Annotated in this window: 24 protein-coding genes and 1 pseudogene; 16 read left to right on the forward strand and 9 right to left on the reverse strand. The window is 63.7% G+C overall.

Annotation, left to right across the window (positions count from 1 at the left end):
- Positions 1 to 370 precede the first annotated feature (370 nt).
- The gene (locus NKJ75_RS15675; RefSeq protein ID WP_023668767.1) at positions 371 to 751 is read right to left on the reverse strand and encodes a hypothetical protein; all 381 of its coding nucleotides are present in this window, start codon (positions 749 to 751) and stop codon (positions 371 to 373) included.
- A gap of 311 nt (positions 752 to 1,062) precedes the next feature.
- On the opposite strand from NKJ75_RS15675, the gene NKJ75_RS15680 reads away from it, so the two are divergent.
- Positions 1,063 to 1,614 carry a DUF2269 family protein gene (locus tag NKJ75_RS15680; RefSeq protein ID WP_023694595.1) on the forward strand — a complete coding sequence of 184 codons (552 nt, stop codon included), beginning with the start codon at positions 1,063 to 1,065 and terminating at the stop codon, positions 1,612 to 1,614.
- A gap of 7 nt (positions 1,615 to 1,621) precedes the next feature.
- On the opposite strand, the gene NKJ75_RS15685 is transcribed toward NKJ75_RS15680, so the two are convergent.
- Entirely contained in the window at positions 1,622 to 2,392 is a 771-nt protein-coding gene (locus tag NKJ75_RS15685) for a sulfite exporter TauE/SafE family protein (protein WP_352499916.1), read from the reverse strand.
- 265 nt (positions 2,393 to 2,657) lie between these two features.
- Here NKJ75_RS15685 and NKJ75_RS15690 point away from each other — a divergent pair.
- Positions 2,658 to 3,097, forward strand: a pseudogene (locus NKJ75_RS15690) (GNAT family N-acetyltransferase).
- On the opposite strand, the gene NKJ75_RS15695 reads toward NKJ75_RS15690, so the two are convergent.
- Complete coding sequence (locus tag NKJ75_RS15695) at positions 3,054 to 3,491, reverse strand: Lrp/AsnC family transcriptional regulator (RefSeq protein ID WP_352499917.1); 438 nt, start codon at positions 3,489 to 3,491, stop codon at positions 3,054 to 3,056. The pseudogene NKJ75_RS15690 and the gene NKJ75_RS15695 sit on opposite strands and share 44 nt — an antisense overlap.
- A 129-nt stretch (positions 3,492 to 3,620) precedes the next feature.
- Here NKJ75_RS15695 and NKJ75_RS15700 point away from each other — a divergent pair, with 129 nt between their 5' ends.
- The 3 genes from NKJ75_RS15700 to NKJ75_RS15710 all read left to right on the forward strand — a co-directional run bounded on the left by NKJ75_RS15700 (position 3,621) and on the right by NKJ75_RS15710 (position 6,440).
- The gene (locus NKJ75_RS15700; protein ID WP_352499918.1) at positions 3,621 to 4,538 is read left to right on the forward strand and encodes a DMT family transporter; all 918 of its coding nucleotides are present in this window, start codon (positions 3,621 to 3,623) and stop codon (positions 4,536 to 4,538) included.
- Positions 4,539 to 4,681: 143 nt separating this feature from the next.
- On the forward strand, positions 4,682 to 5,329 hold the full coding sequence (locus NKJ75_RS15705) for a thiamine phosphate synthase (RefSeq protein WP_352499919.1): 648 nt from the start codon (positions 4,682 to 4,684) through the stop codon (positions 5,327 to 5,329).
- A 46-nt stretch (positions 5,330 to 5,375) separates the two neighbouring features.
- On the forward strand, positions 5,376 to 6,440 hold the full coding sequence (locus NKJ75_RS15710; RefSeq protein WP_352499920.1) for a tetratricopeptide repeat protein: 1,065 nt from the start codon (positions 5,376 to 5,378) through the stop codon (positions 6,438 to 6,440).
- A gap of 9 nt (positions 6,441 to 6,449) precedes the next feature.
- Here NKJ75_RS15710 and NKJ75_RS15715 read toward each other — a convergent pair whose 3' ends face one another.
- Complete coding sequence (locus NKJ75_RS15715) at positions 6,450 to 7,466, reverse strand: zinc-dependent alcohol dehydrogenase family protein (protein WP_352499921.1); 1,017 nt, start codon at positions 7,464 to 7,466, stop codon at positions 6,450 to 6,452.
- A gap of 113 nt (positions 7,467 to 7,579) precedes the next feature.
- On the opposite strand from NKJ75_RS15715, the gene NKJ75_RS15720 reads away from it, so the two are divergent.
- The 7 genes from NKJ75_RS15720 to NKJ75_RS15750 all read left to right on the forward strand — a co-directional run bounded on the left by NKJ75_RS15720 (position 7,580) and on the right by NKJ75_RS15750 (position 13,691).
- Complete coding sequence (locus NKJ75_RS15720; RefSeq protein ID WP_352499922.1) at positions 7,580 to 8,431, forward strand: LysR family transcriptional regulator; 852 nt, start codon at positions 7,580 to 7,582, stop codon at positions 8,429 to 8,431.
- A 141-nt stretch (positions 8,432 to 8,572) separates the two neighbouring features.
- A complete protein-coding gene (gene efp / locus NKJ75_RS15725; RefSeq protein WP_023668757.1) occupies positions 8,573 to 9,139 on the forward strand; it encodes an elongation factor P in 567 nt (188 codons plus the stop codon).
- 22 nt (positions 9,140 to 9,161) lie between these two features.
- Positions 9,162 to 9,962, forward strand: a complete 801-nt coding sequence (locus NKJ75_RS15730) for an inositol monophosphatase family protein (RefSeq protein ID WP_352499923.1) — start codon at positions 9,162 to 9,164, stop codon at positions 9,960 to 9,962.
- A gap of 109 nt (positions 9,963 to 10,071) precedes the next feature.
- Positions 10,072 to 10,788, forward strand: a complete 717-nt coding sequence (gene trhA, locus NKJ75_RS15735) for a PAQR family membrane homeostasis protein TrhA (RefSeq protein WP_023700276.1) — start codon at positions 10,072 to 10,074, stop codon at positions 10,786 to 10,788.
- A 179-nt stretch (positions 10,789 to 10,967) separates the two neighbouring features.
- Entirely contained in the window at positions 10,968 to 11,993 is a 1,026-nt protein-coding gene (locus tag NKJ75_RS15740) for a MotA/TolQ/ExbB proton channel family protein (RefSeq protein WP_023668754.1), read from the forward strand.
- 1 nt (position 11,994) lies between these two features.
- On the forward strand, positions 11,995 to 13,026 hold the full coding sequence (locus NKJ75_RS15745) for a peptidoglycan -binding protein (protein WP_023684164.1): 1,032 nt from the start codon (positions 11,995 to 11,997) through the stop codon (positions 13,024 to 13,026).
- A gap of 239 nt (positions 13,027 to 13,265) precedes the next feature.
- Entirely contained in the window at positions 13,266 to 13,691 is a 426-nt protein-coding gene (locus NKJ75_RS15750; RefSeq protein WP_023688945.1) for a hypothetical protein, read from the forward strand.
- Between the two features lie 78 nt (positions 13,692 to 13,769).
- Here NKJ75_RS15750 and NKJ75_RS15755 read toward each other — a convergent pair whose 3' ends face one another.
- Positions 13,770 to 14,123, reverse strand: a complete 354-nt coding sequence (locus NKJ75_RS15755; protein WP_023806573.1) for a DUF1304 domain-containing protein — start codon at positions 14,121 to 14,123, stop codon at positions 13,770 to 13,772.
- A gap of 153 nt (positions 14,124 to 14,276) precedes the next feature.
- On the opposite strand from NKJ75_RS15755, the gene NKJ75_RS15760 reads away from it, so the two are divergent.
- Entirely contained in the window at positions 14,277 to 15,764 is a 1,488-nt protein-coding gene (locus tag NKJ75_RS15760; protein WP_023694585.1) for a carboxypeptidase M32, read from the forward strand.
- Between the two features lie 10 nt (positions 15,765 to 15,774).
- On the opposite strand, the gene NKJ75_RS15765 is transcribed toward NKJ75_RS15760, so the two are convergent.
- Positions 15,775 to 17,577, reverse strand: a complete 1,803-nt coding sequence (locus NKJ75_RS15765) for an ABC transporter transmembrane domain-containing protein (protein WP_352499924.1) — start codon at positions 17,575 to 17,577, stop codon at positions 15,775 to 15,777.
- A 204-nt stretch (positions 17,578 to 17,781) separates the two neighbouring features.
- Between NKJ75_RS15765 and rpmE the strand changes: the two genes are divergently transcribed.
- Entirely contained in the window at positions 17,782 to 18,003 is a 222-nt protein-coding gene (gene rpmE / locus NKJ75_RS15770) for a 50S ribosomal protein L31 (protein ID WP_023668748.1), read from the forward strand.
- A 185-nt stretch (positions 18,004 to 18,188) separates the two neighbouring features.
- Here the strand turns inward: rpmE and NKJ75_RS15775 are convergent, their stop codons facing one another.
- Positions 18,189 to 18,827 (reverse strand): TetR/AcrR family transcriptional regulator, encoded by a 639-nt coding sequence (locus NKJ75_RS15775; protein ID WP_023829284.1) that lies wholly within the window; start codon positions 18,825 to 18,827, stop codon positions 18,189 to 18,191.
- A gap of 117 nt (positions 18,828 to 18,944) precedes the next feature.
- Here NKJ75_RS15775 and NKJ75_RS15780 point away from each other — a divergent pair, with 117 nt between their 5' ends.
- Together NKJ75_RS15780 and NKJ75_RS15785 are read left to right on the forward strand one after the other, a co-directional pair.
- Entirely contained in the window at positions 18,945 to 19,772 is an 828-nt protein-coding gene (locus NKJ75_RS15780) for an NAD(P)H-binding protein (RefSeq protein WP_023668744.1), read from the forward strand.
- Between the two features lies 1 nt (position 19,773).
- Positions 19,774 to 20,250: an anthrone oxygenase family protein gene (locus NKJ75_RS15785; protein WP_023752629.1), complete on the forward strand. Its 477-nt coding sequence runs from the start codon at positions 19,774 to 19,776 to the stop codon at positions 20,248 to 20,250.
- 33 nt (positions 20,251 to 20,283) lie between these two features.
- Here the strand turns inward: NKJ75_RS15785 and NKJ75_RS15790 are convergent, their stop codons facing one another.
- The gene (locus NKJ75_RS15790; RefSeq protein WP_023668742.1) at positions 20,284 to 20,595 is read right to left on the reverse strand and encodes an Rdx family protein; all 312 of its coding nucleotides are present in this window, start codon (positions 20,593 to 20,595) and stop codon (positions 20,284 to 20,286) included.
- A complete protein-coding gene (locus NKJ75_RS15795; RefSeq protein WP_023700267.1) occupies positions 20,592 to 21,380 on the reverse strand; it encodes an RDD family protein in 789 nt (262 codons plus the stop codon). Before NKJ75_RS15795 ends, NKJ75_RS15790 begins: the two co-directional genes overlap by 4 nt.
- Positions 21,381 to 21,453: the final 73 nt, after the last annotated feature.

The raw sequence follows: 21,453 nt of genomic DNA on the forward strand, positions 1-21,453 counted from the left end.
TGCCCCGTCGGCTGATTCGGCTTCATCGCCGTCACGCCGGCACCCTAGATGACTGAAGCTTGAAAATGCGCTTCGCCGCCGGCGAAGGCAAGCACATGTTTAACAAACGGTTAACGCCTGCGCAGGGGCGCCAAGCGGACCAAAAGCAGACAAAAAAAGAGCCGCGGATAAGGCGGCTCTCAGGAGTTTAACAGGGAGGCGTCAAACGAAGTGGCTCCAACCACTCGGTAAGAATCCAGATCACTGGATGGACATAGTAAACACCTGTAAAGCTTAATGAACCCTTAACGGCGCGGATATTTCTTGATCGACCGCTGCCCTTCTGTGCCGTATCAGCACAACGGCCCCCGAAGCCTGATCGTCAGCTTGTTCATGCCTTCTTCCACACAGCCGGCAAGGAAATGAAGGCGAACAGCAGCATTGCCGCATAAAACCCCATCGAGGAGGAAGCCAGCACCGGCTCGATCTCCGGATGGCCGGCAAGTTCAAAGTAAAGCCCGATCATCAGTGCGATGCCGCAGATTGCCGTCAGCCAGAAATGCACGACGGCAATCGTCTTTTGCCCGACCGCTGGAAACAGGTGGTAGAAGAAGGCAAACACCGCCGACATCAGCCAGCCCGCCACCATGGTGTGCGCGTGGGTCGGCATCTGCCCATGGTCATTGGAGATCGCCATATGCAGGCCGAGCGCCATGCCGCACAGGGAATAGATGACGGCCAGGGTGAAGAAATTTCGTGCTACGCCTTGCATGGGATACCCTCGATGGTTGTTGCAGACTTGGTCCGACCGCGCGCGGCCAAAATGGAGCGTCGGTCGCGAGCGGCTTAGTCCCCGCAGGTTTCAGGATCATGCCGCGAAACCAGCCAATGCCGACACGGCGTCTATCCGGCAAATGCCGGGTATTGTGCGGGCTGGCGGTAAAATCCGGCGACGGCGCCACCGCAACAAGCCGGCACCCACGCGGCATCTTCTGGATACATGTACGGAGATAATCCGCCCTCCTTCGGAAGCAGACGCGCGAAAGCAGCGTTTACCCCCGGAACGATGCACAAGGAGCGGCAATGGACTGGTATTCTCTCTTCAAATTCCTGCATGTCATGGCAGCGATCCTCTGGCTCGGCGGCGGTTTCGCCATGCTGCTGGTTTCGATACTCGCCGATCGCGACGGCGACGACGAGACGCTGATGGTCATGCTGAGAACGACGGACAAACTCGGCTTGCGTCTGTTCGTGCCGGCGTCTATCGCGACCCTGGCTTCTGGTCTGGTGCTGACTTCGCTATGGACCGGCTTCTCCGACCTTTGGGTCGTCATCGGCCTTTGCGGCTACGCCGCCGCGTTTCTGACCGGTATCCTCGTGCTGAAGCCTTCGTTCGAAAAGCTTGCCACAATGCTTGCCGCGGACGGCATGACCCCGGCTGCCATAGCGTTTGGGCGCCGCATGATACGGATCGTCAAGTTCGATTTCGTCATCATGATCGTCGTCGTCGCCGACATGGTGCTGAAGCCGACCGCGCACGACATCGCCACTCTCGGCGCCATGGCGGTCGTGGTCGTTGGTGGTGCATCGCTGACCTTTGCGAGCGCCCCGCGAACCAAACCGGCAGCCGCCTGAGCGGGATTTAGAGCAGGCCGGCGATCCCGTCCCAAAGCAGCTTGACCGCGACCACGGCCACGGTCGCGTAGGTGAAGGGATAAAAAATCTCCGGCCGCATGCGCCGCACCAGCCAGGCGCCGGCGATGGTGGCCAGCGGCGCCAGCGGCATCAGCACGGCCGACGCCGTCAGGTTGGCGGTGTCGAACTGGCCAAGCGCGAAGTAGGGGATCAGCTTCAGCGCGTTGGTGGCGGCAAAGAAGATCGCCGATGTCCCCGACAGCACCTTCGGATCGAGCCGGATCGGCAGCGCATAGACCTGGAAGGGGGGCCCGCCGACATGGGCGACGAAGCTGGTGAAGCCGGCGACGGTGCCCCAGAAGGCGGCGGCGATGCGGTTGGGCGCCGCCGCATGGTCGGAACCGTGGCGGAACTGGAGATAGAGCCAGCGCAGCACGAAGATCAGCGCGACAGCGCCGACGACCAGCCGCACCATCTCTTCGGTGACGAGCGCTGCCGTCAGCCAGCCGAGCCCAATGCCGATCACCGCGCCCGGCATCATGTCGACCAGCATCTTTCTGTCATACACACCCCACCACGTCCACACCGAAACGATGTCCATCAGGCACAGGATCGGCAGCAGGATGGCCGCCGCCTGCACCGGCGGCATGGCCAGCGCCATCAAAGGCACGCCAACGAAGCCTACAGCGCCGCCGAAGCCGCCTTTCGACAGCCCGACAAGTATCACCGCCGGAATGGCGGCGGCATAAAACCACGGATCGGCGAGCAGACCTGACATGAGCTGAAAATGGCTGGAGGGAAGACGGTTGCCCTGCAATAGCCCAGAAACCCTTGCGCCGCGACCGGGAAAATGCCGGGCCGGGTCGATCAACTGTGCGTAAAGCGACGGTTCCGGATTTGCGGCAAGATCGCCGCCGATGCATAAGGGCGCCGTCCCCGCTGCATCAGGTTTTGGCCCCAGGTTTTTGACCCCCAGGTTTTTGACAATTAGCGAACCCCAAATCCGCCGCGCCGAAGCGGCCGACCTGTCTGCCATCGTAGTCATGCTCGCCGACGATCCGCTTGGCCGCAGCCGCGAGGATGCGACCGAACCACTCGCCAAGGCCTATCGCGACGCCTTTGCCGCCATCGACGCCGACCCCAACCAGTTTCTTGCCGTGATGACGGATAGCGGCCGCGTCATCGGCACGTTGCAGATCAGCTATCTCGCCGGGCTGTCGCTGCAGGGCGCCTTGCGCGGCCAGATCGAGGCTGTGCGCGTCGTCGCAGACCGCCGCGGCGAACGGCTGGGACAGCGTCTGCTGGAATGGGCGATCGAACAGTGCCGTGAACGCGGCTGCAAGATTGTCCAGCTGACCACCAACAAGAGCCGCCAGGACGCGCATCGCTTCTTGACCGGCTCGGCTTCAAGGCCAGCCACATCGGCTACAAGCTGGAGCTTAATTCAGTGGCGGCGGACGGCGCCGGATCGGCTGCGCCTTGATGATGGCGGTGCTGGTCTCCGCCTTGTCGGCGATGCGGTCGAGAAGCTTGTCGAGCTCGCCGATGGAGCGCACGTAGAGCCGGGCCACGAAACAGTCGTCGCCGGTGACCTTGTCGCATTCGCCGAATTCCGCGATCTCCTCGATCAGCTTCTGGACGATATGCAGCTTGCCCGGCAGTGGCCGCACCCGCACGATCGCCTGCAACGGAAACCCCAGCGCTTCCGGGTCGATCTCGATGGTGAAGGCGCGGATGACGCCGCGTTCCTCGAGCCGCCGCAGCCGTTCCGAGACGCTCGGCGACGACAGCCCGACCTGCTGCGCCAGATCCTTCAACGAAGTCCGCGAATCCAGGATCAGGATGTCGAGAAGCTTTCTGTCCAACTCGTCCAGCATTTTCATCTCCTCGCAAAAGGGCAGCGCGCGCCTTATTAAATAAGGTGTTGTCCCCTTATAACCTTTCATAGGGCATATAAACCCTCAAGACGGCATGAGATTATGGCCTCAACAGATAGAGGTATTGTCATGGACAACACGGTACGCGGCACGATCGAGATGACGGCGGCGATGACGATCGTCGGCACGATCGGCTGGTTTGTCGTCATGTCGGGCCAGCCCGTCATGGACGTGGTGTTCTGGCGCTGCGCCTTCGGCGCGGTGGCGCTGCTGATCACCTGCGCGGCACTCGGGCTGCTGCGCGGCAGGCTGACGCTGCGCATTGTTGCCATCGCCGCTCTTGGCGGCGCGGCCATTGTCATCAACTGGCTGTTGCTGTTCAGCGCCTTCTCCCGCGCCTCGATCTCGATTGCCACGGCGGTCTACAACACGCAGCCCTTCATGCTGGTCGGCTTCGGCGCGCTGTTCTTCGGCGAGCGGCTGACCCTGGCCAAGCTGACCTGGCTCGGCATCGCCTTCGCCGGCATGCTGCTGATCGTGCAGACAGGGCCCGATGCGGGTGTCGGTTCCGGCATAACCGGCACAGATTATGTCATCGGCATCGTCATGGCGCTCGGAGCGGCCTTCTTCTGGGCTGTCGCGGCAATCGTCGCCAAGAAGCTCAAGGGCACCCCGCCGCATCTGATCGCGCTGATCCAGGTCTGCGTCGGCGTCGTCATGCTGGCGCCCTTCGCCAACCTCTCGCATTTGCCCGCCGATGCCTGGAGCTGGGCCATGCTGGCCACGCTTGGCGTCGTTCACACCGGCCTGATGTACGTATTGATGTACGCCGCCATCCAAAAACTGCCGACGCATCTCCAGGGGTCACTGTCCTTCATCTATCCTGTCGTTGCGATCCTGGTCGATGTGATGGCCTTCGGCCACCGGCTGCATCCGGCCCAGCTCGTCGGCGCAGCCGCGATCCTGATCGCCGCCGCCGGCATGAATCTCGGCTGGACTTTGTGGAGGGCCAAATCGCCGGCCGAAAGCCCGCAAGCCGTCAAATGAGCCGCAGAGCGTCGGCTCGCCGGCGATCGTAAACCAAAGCCATCGCATCGATCCCCGCCCGCCTGTTCAAGGCGGGCGCTTTGTTCTATGCCGCAATGCAACCATCTTCGCCCGGCATAGGCGAAACCCGGGATCGAAAGCCAATGAACGACGCAACACCCCCCAACCGCTGCCGCATCGTGCTGATCGCACCCAAGGACGCTCCGGCCGAGCGCATTGCGGCTGCCTTCGACGGCGGTGATATCGCTTCGCTGATCCTGCCTGAGAACGGCATGGACGAGGCTGCCTTCCAGGCTTTTGCAGAACAGATCGTACCGGCCGCGCAAGCGGCCGGCATCGCCGTCATCATCGCCGGCGATACCCGCATTGCCGGCCGTGTCCAGGCCGACGGCATTCATGTCGAGGTTTCCAAGGACGCGCTCGCCGAGACCATCGAACACTTCCAGGGCAAGATGATGGTCGGCGCCGGTGGCGCCAAGACGCGCGACGACGCGCTGGAACTCGGCGAAACCAGGCCCGACTACATCTTCTTCGGCCGCTTCGGCTACGACAACAAGCCCGAGCCGCACCAGCGCAACCTGTCGCTCGGGCAATGGTGGGCGGACGTGATTGAGATCCCTTGCGTCGTCATGGCCGGTTCCGCCATCGCTTCGGTAGAAGCGGTGGCCGCCACTGGCGCCGAGTTCGTGGCCGTCTCAAGCGCTGTCTTCGCCGAAGGCGCCGATCCGAAGGCGGCGATTGCTGCCGCCAATGCGCTGCTCGACCAAACCGCGCCGCGCTTCGAGGGCTGACGTGCGCCGACCTGGACTTCCTCTCGCGGTTCTCGTTGCGGCCTTGATGAGCGGGGCAGCGATCGCGGCGGAGACCGTTCCGCTGCCGCAGCCGAGGCCGGACACCAGCCCGCCCGCCCTCAGCGTGCCGGATGCGGTCGCCCCCGATGCGGGTGCCCCAAAAGCCGGTGCCACCGATTCCGGCGTCCATATCGACAAGCCGATCGACACCCCGCTGCCCCAGCCCGCGACCACCGCGCCGCTGCCGTCGGCCGACGCCATCAACCCCGAACGTTTCGGCGCCAAGCCGGCGGACCCCGCCTATGGCGCTTTCCAGCGCGGTCTTTATAAGACGGCCTACAATCTGGCGTTGGTGCGGGCTCAGAATGGCGACCCGGCGGCGCAAACGCTGGTGGCCGAGATCCTGTCGCGCGGGTTGGGCGTGCCGCTCAACCCAGCGGAAGCCGCCAAATGGTATGCGCAGGCCGCCGAGCAGGGGATTCCTGAATCGCAGTTCCAGTATGCGCTGATGCTGCTCGACGGCCGCTACGTCAAGAAGGACGAGAAGGGAGCTTATGCGCTGATGCAGGCCGCCGCCGAGGCCGGCAACCGGCTGGCGCAGTTCAACTTCGCGCAATTGCTCGTGCAGCAGGATCCGGGCGATGCCGGCATCGCCAGGGCTGTGCCTTATTATGAGCGTGCCGCGGCGACAGGGCTTGCCGACGCCCAGTATGCGATGGCGCAGGTCTATGCCAATGGCGTCGGCGGCAAGACCCGCGACGATGGAAAGGCCCGCAGCTTGCTGGCACAGGCTGCCAGGCAGAACTACGACACCGCGCAGATCGATCTTGCCGCCTGGATGATCGAGGGCCGGGGCGGTGTTCGCGACCTGAAATCCGGCTTCAACTGGATGAAGCAGGCAGCTGAAGGCGGCAATGTCGCTGCCCAGAACCGGTTGGCAAAGCTCTATATGGGCGGCATCGGAACCGACCCCGACCTGATCCTGGCCGGGGCCTGGTATGTGGTCGCCCGCCGCGCCGGCCTTATCGATCCGGAGATGGACGATTTCCTGCAAGGGCTGACCGACGACCAGACAAAGCAAGCCTTGCAGAAGGCCAACCGCCTGCCCTGACACGCAACGTCACTGTGTATGATCCAGAACGACCTTGCCGAAGGGAGAGCCGTGTTCGAGATGGCGAAAGGCCTGCGCTGCCTCTGCCCATGGGAAGACCCGGTCGATCACCGGCCGCAGCCGATTGACGGCGAGCGCCCGGTTCATCGCTTCGAAGGACTCGCGCGAGCCGACCGGTATGCCGCGTGCTTTCACCTGGCGTCGGAAGATGTCGAGCGGATTGATCACCCCTTCGCTGCCGCCGAGATAGCCGATGACATTGATCTGGGCGCCGCGCGCCGACGCCTTGAGCGACTGCGCGAAACTTTGTGGCCCGCCGACTTCGACGATGTGATCGGCGCCGCGGCCATCGGTCAGCGCCAGCACGGCCGACGACCAATCCGGATTGTCGCGGTAGTTGACGCCATCATGCGCGCCAAGCCCCTTCGCCCGGGCAAGCTTCTCATCGCTGCTCGACGTAACAATGACGCGCGCGCCGGCCGCGCTTGCCAACTGCACGGCAAACAGCGACACGCCGCCGGTGCCGAGGCTGAGCACGGTTTCGCCTGGCTTGAGCTTGCCCTCGGTGAACAACGCATGCCAGGCAGTGACTGCGGCGCAAGGCAATGTCGCCGCCTCGACATCGCTGAGATGTGCCGGGACGATGACCGCCGCCTGTTCGTCCAGCCGGGCGAATTCGCTTAGCAGCCCATCGATGGGGCCACCGCGCTGGTATGAGGGTTCGGCCATGGCGAAGCTGCCGCCGACCCATCGCTGCCAGAACGTGCCGCAGACCCGGTCGCCAACCTTGAAGCGGCTGACCTCGGGGCCAAGCGCGACGACCTCGCCGACGCCGTCGGAAAGCGGCACCAGCGGCAAGGGGAATGTCGTGTGATAGCTGCCGCGCGCGATCTCGACATCGCGATAGTTGAGCGCCGTCGCCTTGACGCGGACGATCATCTCCTGACGGCCGGGCTCCGGCATTGGTCGTTCGACCATCTTGAGATTGTCGATGCCGCCCGGCTTCTGCAGTTCGATTGCCTTCATTGTCGTCGTCCTTTCGTTTGAAAGGAAAATTGCTTGCCAGGCGATGGATTTCAAATTCATAATGTTTACAATGATTATGCTTACGAGACATAGTTCTAGCTGTGCTTGAGGAATTGCGCACGCTCGCCCTGTTTGCCGAGGAGGGCTCGATCCAGAAGGTCGCCCGGCGCCTGCCGCTGACGCAGCCGGCTGTGACCCGGCAAATCCAGCGGCTGGAGGACATGCTTGGCACGACGCTGCTCGACCGCCGGCAAAAGCCGCCGCGACTGACGCCGACGGGGCTGGAAGTGCTGGCGCGCGGACGCGATATCATCGCTTCCGTAGAAGCGCTGAAATCCTTCGCCGGAAAGACCGAGCCGGAAGGACTGTTCCGCCTGGGTCTCGCCCATGGCCTCTCGGACCGCGACATCGCCGGGGCCATCGCCAACGCCGCGGCGGCGTTCCCGAAAGTGTCGCTACGGCTCAAGACGGGCTGGAGCGCCGAACTAATCGGTCAATTCGAACGCGGCGAGCTCGATGTGACGATTGTTCTGCGATCGTCGGATAAGCCAGGCCCGGAAGCGCTTGGCACTGAACGTCTTGGCGTCATAGCTGCGTCCACCGTCCCCGATCCGGAAGACGGTGGCCGGACACCCATGCCGTGGGTGCTTAGTCCGGCCCCTTGCGACGCGCGCCAGAAACTCATGTCCGTTCTGGTCGGCGGAAGGCGTTATTTCGAGATCGCGGCGGAGATACAGGATCCGGCCTTGCAGATGGAATGGGTCCGTCGGGGGCACGGCCTTGGGCTAGTGCCGTTGCGTCTTGCAAGGCGCGGACTTCCCGACGGCCTCATGCTGGTCAACACGGAAGATGTCGACCTTTCCTTGCAGGTCGCCGCACTTCGTTCGCCTCATCTCAACCGGCTGACTGAGGCTGCGGATGCCATAGTCGAGGCCGTCGGCAAAGTCATTGCAGCCCAGGTTTGAGGCTACCAGCCGCTGTCGGGCGATCTGGCATCCCTTGCCTCTCCTGCCGATTTGTGGTCTTGGGGGCCCGAAATCGCTTGTCCAGCAACCATCCCCATACCAACGGCCAAGCCGTTGGTAGCATCCCGGATCAATCTCATCATGGCCAAGATCAATGGCAACGAAATCCGTCCCGGCTATGTCATCGAGCACGATGGCGGCCTCTGGGTGGCGGTCAGGACCAACACCGTCAAGCCCGGCAAGGGCGGCGCCTACAACCAGGTCGAACTTAAGAACCTGATCAACGGCACCAAGCTCAACGAGCGCTTCCGCTCAGCGGAGACCGTCGAGCAGATCCGGCTCGATCTGAAGGATTTTTCCTTCCTCTACGCCCAGGACGACGCGCTGGTGTTCATGGACACGCAGAGCTACGAGCAGCTCGAGCTGGCGAAGGATTTCGTCGGCGACCGCGCCGCCTTCCTGCAGGACGGCATGATGGTGACGGTCCAGCTCTATGAGGACAGGCCGATCGGCATTTCGCTGCCCGACCAGGTGACGCTGACCATCACCGAGGCCGACCCGGTGGTGAAGGGCCAGACGGCCGCGTCCTCGTACAAGCCGGCGGTGCTGGAAAACGGCATCCGCGTGCTGGTGCCGCCATTCATCGGCGCCGGCGAACGCATCGTCGTCGACACCAACGAACTCACCTACATGCGCCGCGCAGACTGACGCGTAGGCAGGAACAGATACGATGGCACGCTCCGCACTTCTCAATGTCATGGTCCAGGCCGCCATGAAGGCCGGCCGTTCGCTGTCGCGCGACTTCGGCGAGGTGCAGAACCTGCAGGTGTCGATGAAGGGACCGGGCGACTATGTCAGCCAAGCCGACCGCAAGGCCGAGGACATCCTGTTTGCCGAACTGTCGAAGGCGCGCCCGGGCTATGCCTTCCTGATGGAAGAGCGCGGCATGGTCGAAGGCGACGACGACCAGCACCGTTGGATCGTCGACCCGCTCGACGGCACCACCAATTTCCTGCACGGCATTCCGATCTTTTCCATCTCGATCGCGCTGGAGCGACAGGGCCAGTTGGTCGCCGCCGTCATCTACAATCCGGCAATGGATGAGCTCTACACCGCCGAGCGCGGCGGCGGCGCCTTCATGAACGATCGCCGGCTGCGCGTTGCCGGCCGCAGCAAGCTCACCGACTGCGTCATCGGCTGCGGCGTGCCGCATCTCGGCCGCGGCCAGCACGGCAATTTCCTCGTCGAGTTGCGCAATGTGATGGCCGAGGTCTCGGGCGTGCGCCGCCTGGGTTCCGCCGCGCTCGATCTCGCTTATGTCGCCGCCGGCCGCATGGACGGCTTTTGGGAAACCGGCCTGTCGGCCTGGGACATTGCCGCCGGCCTGCTGCTGATCCGCGAGGCCGGTGGCTTCGTCTCCGACATGGATGGCGGCCAGGATATGCTCGAGGCGGGTTCGCTCGTCGCTGGCAACGAGGTCATCCAGCGCGCGCTGCTCAAGGCGGTGAAGAAGCCGATCTCGGCGCGCTGATTACTTGGCATGCCGGCGCGGCGCGCTGAAGCGCCGCAGTCGCAAAACCGCAATCAAAGCTTGAAATACTGCCCGGCGGCCGCCCAGATAAGGGTGACGCAGGATCTTTATGACGAGCATACCTTCACTATCCTCGCGAGAAGCGCAGCCAGACCAGCCAATTGAAATCCCTTTTGTCGGGCGTTGGCACTATTCGCGTGCGGAGATGATCGCCGATGGCATCGTCCACGCGGTCGGCATCGTGCTGGCAATAGCCGCCGGCTCGGCGTTGCTGGCGCTGGCCGCCTTCCATGCCGGTCCCGGCGAATACATCGCCGCCGCCTTCTTCGTGGTGTCGCTGCTGACTGTGCTGTCGATTTCGCTGACCTACAATCTGTGGCCGGTGACGTCGCCGGCGAAGTGGATCTTGCGGCGCTTCGATCATGCGGCGATCTATCTCCTGATCGCCGCGACCTACACGCCCTTTCTGGCCCAGCTCGACGGCTCGCCGCTGGCGCTGCCGATGATTGTCCTTGTCTGGACCGCTGCTTTGACCGGCATTGCCATGAAAGTGTTCCTGCCCGGCCGCTTCGATCGTCTGGCCATTGTCTTCTATCTCGCCATCGGCTGGAGCGGCGTCGTCCTGGTCAAGCCGCTGGTGGCGACGTTGCCGACGACCTCGATCGCGCTGATTGTCGCCGGGGGCATCGTGTACTCCTGCGGCGTCATCTTCTTCGCCTGGAAACGCCTGCGCTTTCACAATGCCCTCTGGCACGGCTTTGTCGTCACCGGCGCCGGGCTGCATCTTGCCGCCATGGTCGACTGCCTGGTCGTCAACCGCCTCTGAACGGCGTGGTGCGGCCCGACAGTCGGGCAATATTGCCAAGCGCCATTCAATTTGGTCACAATTCCGTTTAGAGTCGCGAATTACGTGATCGGCGGCACTGGAGCAGTTCCAGGGAAGTATGAGCGGCTTCCCGTTCGGAATTGCGTCAAGGCAAATAGAGCATCGGAAACGGGGCACGGATGGCTTTTCTCAGATCCTTCGGCGTGGGCAGGCGTTCTGATGTCCTGATGTACGATCCGCACAAACTGTCGAGCCCGCAGGTCTTCCTCCTGACCATGGTCATCTTCCTGGTCATCGTCGCCTTCATCGCCGCCATCCTCACCCGCCAGATCTCGACCGCTTTCGGGAGCAATCCCGGCCTCAACGGCCTGATCGTCGGCGTCCTTGTGGTCGGCATCCTGCTCGCCTTCGCCCAGGTCGGACGACTGTTTCGCGAAGTGCGCTGGGTCAATTCCTTCCGCGCCGGTTCCGAAACCACCGAGCCGGTGCTGCTGGCGCCGATGAAGGCGATGATCGGCCGCTCCTCGACGGTGGCCTTCTCGACGTCTTCGATGCGCACCATGCTGGATTCGATCGCCACCCGCCTCGACGAAAGCCGCGACACGTCGCGCTATCTTGTCGGCCTGCTGGTGTTCCTCGGTTTGCTCGGCACCTTCTGGGGCCTGCTCAACACCATCGGCTCGATCCGCGAAACCATCGAATCGCTCGATCCCGGCACCGGCGACGCCGCCGCGGTGCTCGATTCGCTGAAGCAGGGGCTGTCGGCACCGCTGGCCGGCATGGGCACGGCCTTTTCGTCCTCGCTGTTCGGTCTTTCCGGGTCGCTGGTGCTAGGCTTCCTCGACCTGCAGGCCGGCCGCGCCCAGACCCGTTTCTATACCGAGCTGGAAAACTGGCTCTCCTCGGTCACCGATCTCTCCTCCGACATCGCCGTCGCCGACCCGGCCAAGACTGAATCCTCCGACGAGATCCGGGTCCTGTCGGAACGGCTGCGCAGCATGCAGGAAAGCGGCGGCGGCTCCAATCCGCGCGTCGCCACCGCCATGGCCAATCTCGCCGACGGCATTTCCGGCCTGGTCAAGAACATGCGCTCCGAGCAGCAGATCATGCGCGACTGGGTCGAGGCCCAGTCGGACGAGCAGAAGGCGATGCGCAACACGCTGGAAAAGATCGCCGACGCGCTGAAGAAACCCGGGGTCCACTAGCATGGCTCTCGCCAGGGGCCGGCGCACCGATCGCCGGATCGACTATTGGCCGGGCTTCGTCGACGCGCTGTCGACGCTGCTGCTCGCCATCATGTTCCTGCTCACCGTTTTCGTGCTGGCGCAGTTCCTGCTCGGACGCGAACTCTCCGGCAAGGATACGGCGCTCACGCGCCTCAACTCGCAGATCAACGAACTGACGCAGTTGCTGGCGCTGGAGCGCTCGAGCGCGCAGGACAAGGACGATTCGCTGGCCAATCTGCAGGCGTCGCTGTCGGCCGCCGAAGCTGAGAAGAGCCGGCTCGAGCAGCTGCTGGCGCAAGGTGCCGGCGCCGGCGACGCCGCCACCCAGCGCGCCGCGGAACTCGGCGGCGAACTCGACAGCCAGCGCCAGATCAGCCAGCAGGCGCTGAGCCAGGTCGAGATCCTGAACCAGCAGATCGCAGCACTGCGCAAGCAGATCGGCGCGCTCGAGGACGCCCTCAATGTGTCCGAAACGCGCGACCGCGATTCCAACACCAAGATCGCCGATCTCGGCCGTCGGCTCAACGTCGCGCTGGCGCAGCGCGTGCAGGAGCTGAACCGCTATCGCTCCGACTTCTTCGGCCGCCTGCGCGAAATCCTCGCCGACCGCGAGAACATCCGCATCGTCGGCGACCGCTTCGTCTTCCAGTCGGAAGTTCTGTTCCCGACCGGGTCGGAAGTGATCAACGATGCCGGCAAGGTCGAGATGAAGAAGCTCGCCGATGCCATCATCGAGTTGCAAAAGGAAATCCCGCCCGAGATCAACTGGGTGCTGCGCGTCGACGGCCACACCGACAACAAGCCGCTGTCCGGCGCCGGCCGCTATCGCGACAATTGGGAATTGTCGACGGCGCGTTCGACCTCGGTGGTCAAGTTCCTGATCGAGAACGGCGTGCCCGCCAACCGGCTGGTTGCGGCCGGCTTCGGCGAATTCCAGCCGCTCGACCCCGCCGACACCGAAGACGCCCGCAACAAGAACCGACGCATTGAACTGAAGCTCACCGAACGGTGATTTTCAGTCACGCGAAATTGTTTGCCGGCTCAACTCTAGGGCGCAACGCCAGGTCGGCAAGGCCTGAAAACATTATCTTTCTTTAATTACACTTCGCGTTTCCGGGCTCCTACTTTGACGCGCAGGGCCGAGAACCGCCGGCGATGCCTCCCATCGCGACGCGACGGAACCGGACGGCCCGCTTCCGGAAGGCGGAGCGAAAGCGCTTGCCCCTTCCATAGCAGGAGGAGACGCACATCATGCGCTCTTTGAAGACTCTCAGGACCGCAACCCTCACGACACTTCTGATCACTGTTCCACTCGCCGGCGCCTATGCCGCCGGACATCACAAGGGCGCCCTCGACGCCAGCGACCCGACCGACATGACCGGTCCGCGCGTGACCGGCCTGATCGAGCAGGTGCGGGGCGTCGAACAGGGCATCACGGATGCGCGCGAGACGAAGGGCATCTCGACCTCGGAAGCGCAGTGGCTGCATCTGCGTGCTGCGCATATCGGCCAGGCCGCCGAACGGGTCGCCGCTTCGGACCATGGCCGGATCCCGGCCGCGCAATATCACGATCTGCTGCGCCGCCTCGACAATGTCGATCAGAGGCTGATGTCCGACACCGGCAGCGGCTTCATGATCGGTGATGGCTCCGACGGCGGAAATTATCCGAACGGCTGAGATCCGCTCTGATATCTCCAGGAATGAGGAAGGGACTGTCTGACGCCCCCGGATCTGGCTCCGAGGGCGTCTTTTTTGTCACCAGCCCAGCCACAGCGCAGCGAGGGCCAGCACCGCCGGCACGGTCTGAATATAGAGGATCTTCCGGCTGGCAGTCGCCGCGCCATAGAGGCCGGCGACGGCGATGCAAAGCAGGAAGAACACCTTGATCTGGAATCCGGCTGCGCCGAGATAGAGGCCCCAGATCAGCCCGGCGGCAAGGAAGCCGTTGTAGAGCCCCTGATTGGCGGCGAGCACCTTCGATGCGCTGGCGAAGTCCGGCTTGAGGTTGAACGCCCTGTGCCCGCGCGGTGTGTCCCACGCCACCATCTCCAGATAGACGATGTAGAGGTGGATCAGGGCCACCAGCCCGACCAGGATATTGCCGATCATCTTAGTCTCCCCTGCATGGCGGTGTTCCACCGCCAGCCAGCATTCCACGCACAAGCTCATCGGCGCAAGCTGCATCGGCGAAAGCCACCTTTGAGGGTTGCCAATCCTGGCGCGTTGGTATCTTTTCCCGCGGTCCAAAACGCGGAACCTGCCATGTCTTTTCAGAAGCTCGATGATCTCGGCCACAAGCTCGAAGCGCTGGAACATGCGCTCGCTATCCTCGGCGCCGACGAGGCGACCCACATGGCCGTCGGCGGCGGCGAGAAGCGCGCCGAAGCCATGTCGTCCCTGGCCGGGATGCTGCATATCAGGGCTACCGCGCCGGAGATCGCCGACTGGCTCGCCGCCGCCGAACAGGAGGCGCTGAACGAGGAGCAGCAGGCGGCGGTGCGCGAACTGCGTCGCCAATACACCAACCTGACCTGCCTGCCGGTCGAATTCGTCGAGCGCCAGACGGTGGCGCGTATGCGCTCCGAGCAGCTCTGGCGCGACCTGCGCGCCAAGAATGACTGGGCAGGCTTCCTGCCGGCGCTCGAAGGTGTCATCGCGCTGGTGCGCGAGGAAGCCGCTTTGCGCGCCGACGCGCTCGGCCTCGATCCCTACGACGCACTGATGGAGCAATACGATCCTGGCAACCGCGCCGCCGACATCACGCCGGTCTTCACCGAGCTGAAGACATTCCTGAAGGGCTTCGTGCCGGAAGCCCTGGCCGCGCAGGAAGCGCGCCTGGCCAGGCATCCCGTGAAGCCGCTCTCCGGCAGCTATGCGATCGACCGGCAGCGCGAGCTTGGTCTCGCCATGATGGCTTCGGTCGGCTTCGACCTCACCCACGGTTCTCTGTCCGTATCGCACCATCCCTTCTGCGGCGGCGTGCCGAGCGACGTGCGCATCACCACCCGCTACAAAACGTCCGACTTCCTGTCGGCCTTGATGGGCGTGCTGCACGAGACCGGCCATGCGCTCTACGAGCAGAACCTGCCGAAGGCCTGGGCGCACTGGCCGCTCGGCAAGGCGCGCGGCATGGCGGTGCATGAAAGCCAGAGCCTGTTCGTCGAGAAACAGGTCGGCCGCAACCCCGAATTCTGGCGCTGGGCGCTGCCCGTGGTCGAAAAGCATCTCGGCGAAGCCTGGTCGCTCGACGACATCCTGCCGCATGTGCACCGGGTCGAGCGCGGCCTGATCCGCGTCGACGCGGACGAGGTAACCTACCCGCTGCATGTCATCCTGCGCTACGAGTTGGAGCAGGAGCTGGTCTCGGGGCGGCTGCAGGCGGCCGACCTGCCCGAAGCGTGGGACGCCAAGATGCGGGAGTATCTTGGCCTTTCGACCATCGACAACCCAGCCGACGGACCGATGCAGGACGTGCATTGGCCGGGCGCCGCCTTCGGCTATTTCCCGTCCTATACGCTGGGCGCCATGATGGCGGCGCAGCAATGGGCTGCGCTGACGCGCGACCATCCTTCAGCCGACAGCGATCTCGCCAGGGGCAATTTCGCCGCCATCAATGACTGGCGCCGCGACAAGATCTGGTCGCAGGGATCGCGCTGGTCGACGCCCGAACTGCTTGAGCGCGCCACCGGCGAGAAACTGAATGCCGCGCATTTCACCGAGCATCTCCGCAAGCGGTATGGTCCCGCCTGATTGCGGGTTGCTACTCCGCGGCACCCCTGAAGGCGCTTGCTCCGGTTTCGAACTGCAGCTTGGCCAGCCTTGCATAGATTCCGCCCTTGGCGACCAGGCTCTGGTGCGTGCCTTCCTCGACGATGCGGCCGCCATCCATGACCAGGATGCGGTCGGCCTTCAGCACGGTCGCCAGCCGGTGGGCGATGACGATGGTGGTGCGGCCCTGCATCAGCCGTTCCAGCGCCGTCTGCACCAGCGTTTCGCTTTCGGCGTCGAGCGCCGACGTGGCCTCGTCGAGCAGCAGGATCGGCGCGTCGCGCAGGATGGCGCGGGCGATCGCCACGCGCTGGCGCTGGCCGCCGGACAAGGTGACGCCGCGCTCGCCGACCTGGCTGTCGTAGCCCTTGTCGAGCCTGAGGATGAACTCGTCGGCCAGCGCGTCCCTGGCGGCGGCCTCGATCTCGGCATTCGTCGCGCCCGGCCGGCCAAAGCCGATATTGTCGCGCGCGCTTGCCGCAAAGATGGTGACATCCTGCGGCACGATCGCAATGCGCTCCCGCACTTCAGCCGGATCGGCTTCGCGCACGTCGACGCCGTCAATGGCGATGCGGCCGGTTTCTGGATCGTAGAAGCGCAGGATCAGCGAAAAGACGGTGCTCTTTCCGGCGCCCGACGGGCCGACGATCGCCACCGTCTCGCCGGGCTTGACCTGAAAACTCAAGCCGTGGACGGCGGCACGGTCCGGCCTTGCCGGGTAGGAGAAGGAGACGTCGTCGAAGCTGATCGCGCCTGTCGCCTTGGCGGGCAGCGGCAGCGGATTGGCCGGCGGTTGAATCGCCGGCGTCTCGTCGAGTATCTCGGTCAGCCTTTCGGCCGCACCCGCCGCCTGGGCAAGCTCGCCCCAGACTTCCGACAGTGCGCCCAGCGCGCCTGCGGCAAACACGGAGTAAAGCAGGAACTGGCCGAGCGTGCCGGGCGACATCGTGCCGGCAAGCACGTCACGCGAGCCGAACCACAACACCGCCACGACCGAGGAAAAGATCATGAAGATGGCAAAGAAGGTGAGCAGCGAGCGGGAGAAGATCGACGAGCGCGCCGCCTGGAAGGCGGCTTCCACCGCGGCCGAGAACCGCCCGGTGACCAGCGTCTCGTTGGTGAACGCCTGCAGCGTGCGCACCGCGCCGATCTGCTCGCTGGCATAGGCGGTCGCTTGCGCCAGCGTGTCCTGCGCCTGCCGTGACCGGCGCCTCACCGAACGGCCGAACGCGACCAGCGGCAGCACGATGAGCGGAATGGCCGCGATCACCAGGCCCGACAGTTTCGGGCTGGTGACGACCATCATCGCCGCCGCGCCAAGGCCGAGGATGACGTTGCGCAGCGCCACCGAGGCGGTGGCGCCGACGGCGGATTTCACCTGCGTCGTGTCGGCGGCAAGCCGCGAGACGATCTCGCCCGATTGCGCGGTGTCGAAGAAGGACGGCGAAAGCGTCGTGACATGCGAAAACACGTCGCTGCGGATGTCGGCGACGACCCGCTCGCCGAGCGTGATGACGAAGTAGTAGCGTCCGGCCGACGCCGCCGCCAGAATGGCTGCCATCGCAACCAAAGCGGCGAAATATTCGGCGATGACGACGGTGCCGGAAGCACTGAAACCGTGGTCGATCATGCGCCGCACGGCCAGCGGCAGCGCCAGCGTCGTCGCTGCGGCGATGGCGAGCGAAATGAGGGCGCCTATGACCAGTTTGCGGTAGCGGAATATGTAGGGATATAGGCGCCTGAGCGGCCCGAGCGAGCGCCTGCGCCCGTCTTGCTCGCCGCTGATGTCCGCCATGACCGTTTCCTCTGGCCGCTCCAGGTGGGCGCGTTCAATATGCGCCTGCCGTGGCCTTGTGATTCAATTCCGGCTGATGTATAGGCTCGCCGACCGTTTTAGAAGCCGTGGCTTTTCAATAGCTGCGGCTTCGAGTTTTAAAAAGGGGCGCATCGACGCAGGCCGCGGGCCCGTCTGTAGCGCCGCAAGCCAGGAAGCACGACAATGAAGGCCGATATCCATCCCGACTACCACACCATCAAGGTCGTCATGACCGATGGCACCGAATACTCGACCCGTTCGACCTGGGGCAAGGAAGGCGATACGATGAACCTCGATATCGATCCGACCACGCACCCGGCCTGGACCGGCGGCCAGCAGACCCTGCTCGACCGCGGCGGCCGCCTGTCGAAGTTCAAGAAGCGCTTCGAAGGTTTCGGCCTCTAAAGTTTACCTGTATCGCTGAATCAAGAACCCGCCTTTGTGGCGGGTTTTTTTGTTGCCGCCAAAGTCAGTCGCTTCGAGCTAACGCGCCGATACCTCCCGCTTGTGGGGAGGTCGCCCAGGGTCGGGTGCGGTCCGACGCCTCCACCCTGCTGCTTCGAAGCGACCCTTCCCAGAGTGGTGCGAGCCTACCCGTCCACCAATTCCCGCAGCGCCATGCGCTTGTAGGCGGCGACCAGCCTGTCGCCCTCCTGCCGGTCGACCGAGATCGCCAGCCGCACGGCAGCCTCGCCCATCTGCCAGACCAGAAACGCTGTGGTCTCCAGCGCCACCGGATCGGCGCCGGGATGCAGCCGCTTCAGCACCATCGTCAGGAATTCGGCATTCGCCCGGCTGTCGGCGAGTTCGAGCTGGCGCAGCGCCTTGTCGGCCTGGGTGCCCGACCAGATGTCGCGCATCACCGGCTCGGCCAGGAACAGCTGATAGTAGATATCCACCAGCTCCGAAAACGCCTGCCGCAGGCCCTCGGCGTCGACGACATCCTTGAGCGCCGAGGAGATGCAGGCCTGGCTTTCGGCGGTGTATCGCTCGGCCAGCGCCCAGACGATCGCCCGCTTGTCGGGAAAGAACTGGTAGAGCGAACCGATCGACACCGCGGCCCGTTCCGCTACCTCGCCCATGCGCATGGCGTCGCTGCCTTGCTCGGCAATCAGCGCCGAGGCTGCGGCCAGCATGCGCTCGACCCGCTCGCGGCTGCGCTGCTGGGTGGGCGCCCGTCGCGGCGATGCGACCTGCTCCTCAGATGCGGGCGTTGCTGTGTCTTCCATGACGGCCTCCGGTCTCGACAAAATCTGCCAACAAACGGCTTGACTCCCAAAATACGAGGGTTTATCACATTTTGCAAATGTGAGGATTATTCATATTTGTAACAAAGGAAAACCACCATGACCGACACCAAACCAGTCCTGATTCTCGGTGGCACTGGCAAGACCGGCCGTCGCCTCGCCGGGCGGCTGACCTCACAGGGCATTCCCGTGCGCATCGGCTCGCGTTCCGGCAGCCCCCGCTTCGACTGGGAGGTTCCGGCGACCTGGGAGCCTGCCATGCAGGGCGTGGGCGCCGTCTACATCAGTTACTATCCCGACATCGCCGTGCCGGGCGCCGCCGAGACCGTCGGCGCCTTCGCCAGGCTTGCGGTGGCAAATGGCGTCACCCGCATGGTGCTGCTCTCCGGCCGCGGCGAGACCGAAGCCCAGCGCGCCGAAGAGATGGTCAAAGCCTCGGGCGCTGACTGGACGATCCTGCGTTGCGCTTGGTTTTCGCAGAATTTCAGCGAAGGTTTTCTCGTCGAGTCCTTGCGGCAAGGCGAAGTGGCTTTGCCTGTCGGCCCTGTTGGCGAGCCCTTCGTCGATGTCGACGACATCGCCGATGCTGCCTTCGTTGCGCTGACCGAACCGGGTCATGTCGGCCAGCTCTATGAGTTGACCGGGCCGCGGCTGCTAAGCTTCGCCGACGCGGTTGCCGAGATCGCCAAGGCGACCGGCCGCGACATCCGCTATATCAAGATCTCGCATGACGAATTCACCGCCGCGACGGCGGCATACGAACTGCCGCCCGAAATCGCCTGGCTGCTCAACGAGCTGTTCACCGAAGTGCTTGACGGCCGCAACGAGACGCTGACCGACGGCGTCCAGCGTGTGCTCGGCCGCGCGCCGAAAGACTTTTCCGCCTACGCAAATGAAACCGCTGCAACCGGCATCTGGAGCAACTGAGATGATCAAGCTTCTTCCCACCCTCACCATCATCGCCGCCATCGGCTCGGGCGTCGTCGGCGGCGTGTTCTTCGCCTTTTCCAACTTTATCATGGCGGCGCTTGCCCGGCTGCCGGTCCCCCAAGGCATCGCAGCGATGAATTCGATCAACATCACGGTGATCACGCCCACCTTCATGACGGCGCTGTTCGGCACCGGCCTGCTCTGTCTGGTGCTTATCGCCGCCGTTCTCATGGGGTGGAGCCAGTCCGGCTCATACTGGCTGCTTGCCGGCGCCGTGATCTATTTGATCGGCAACCCGATCGTGACCATGGTCTTCAATTTGCCGCTCAACGATGCGCTCGCCGCCGTCGACCCGGCCAGCGCCAATGGCGCAGCCGTGTGGGCGAACCATCTGAATCAATGGGTGATGTGGAACCACGTCCGCACCATCACCGCCATCGTGTCGATGGCCTGCTTCATCTTCGCATTGCTCTGAAAAATGACACTTCGCAAACGCAAGGACCTCGCCTCAAGCGGGGTCCTTTTGCGTGTGACCCTTGCGGTCGGAATGACCGAGATCGCGGCCCGGATCGATGACGTCGCGCACCAGCTGCTTGAGCTTGGCGGCATCGGGAAAGCCGCCGTCGCGCTTGCGGTCCCAGACCAGCACATCGTTGCAGGAAACGGTGAAGATGCCGCCTGTGCCCGGCACCAGCGTCACTTCACCAAGATCCGTGCCGAAGGTGGAGAGCAGTTCCTGCGCCATCCAGCCGGCCCGCAACAGCCACTGGCACTGCGTGCAATAGGTGATGACCACGCGGGGCCTCTCCGGCACACTCATGTCTGGGCCTCCTGTATGCGCACCGTGGTATTTGCGAATCGATCGTGTATCGGGTCGTCGCCCAGAGCTATGGATATCGCAATCCAGACCGGCCAGATCAGCACCAAAACGAGGGCAGCGGATGCAACCACTATTTCCAGGCTGGAGTAATCCTGCACGCCACCGGGAGCGGTGCCCCAAGCCTGAAAAGCATACCAGCTTCCCGTCAGGACGATCGGTAATGCGCCGAGAAACTTGATAAGTTGCCGCCGAACAGCCTTTCTCGCCGGCAGGCCGACCCTATGTCTGTCGTCCTCATCATGTACAGTGAGCTCCGTGAGCCGCTTGCCGATTGATTGGCCGGACTTCAACTCCATAATGAGGAGATAAGACGCCAGAGCGATCAGCTCGAGGAAACCCAGGTCCAATGCTGCAGGCCTGAAATTTCCTTGCGAATCCAGATCGATCGAGATTGAGGAGGTTTCTCCAGGCTTTGAGCCCGGCGCCGTACCCACGCTCCATATGGCGACCGGCAAACCGAGTACTGATGTTCTACACACCTGCCAGTCATAACGGGCAAGTGTCGGGGCACCGTGAACCGTACCCTCCTGGCATAGTTTCCAGTTCAGCCAAAAGCTGCCTTTTACGCCACCGTTGGTCAGCAGAAATAGAGCCCCTACGAGCAAATAGAGGGCGATCAGGATTACAAGGTAGTCGATGAGTGCAGCGAGAAACCGTCGCCATATGCCGGGCCGGCGAGGCCAGGCCACCGCATCGGCAAAACTTGCCTCTTTATAGTCGGTCATCGGCCCCCCCTGATAACTGACTAATCTATAGGCAGGCCGCCGTCATACAGCAATATTCGCATCCGACTGTATT

The sequence above is a fragment of the Mesorhizobium sp. M0058 genome, assembly GCF_040323095.1.
In the GTDB taxonomy this organism is placed as follows: Bacteria; Pseudomonadota; Alphaproteobacteria; order Rhizobiales; family Rhizobiaceae; genus Mesorhizobium.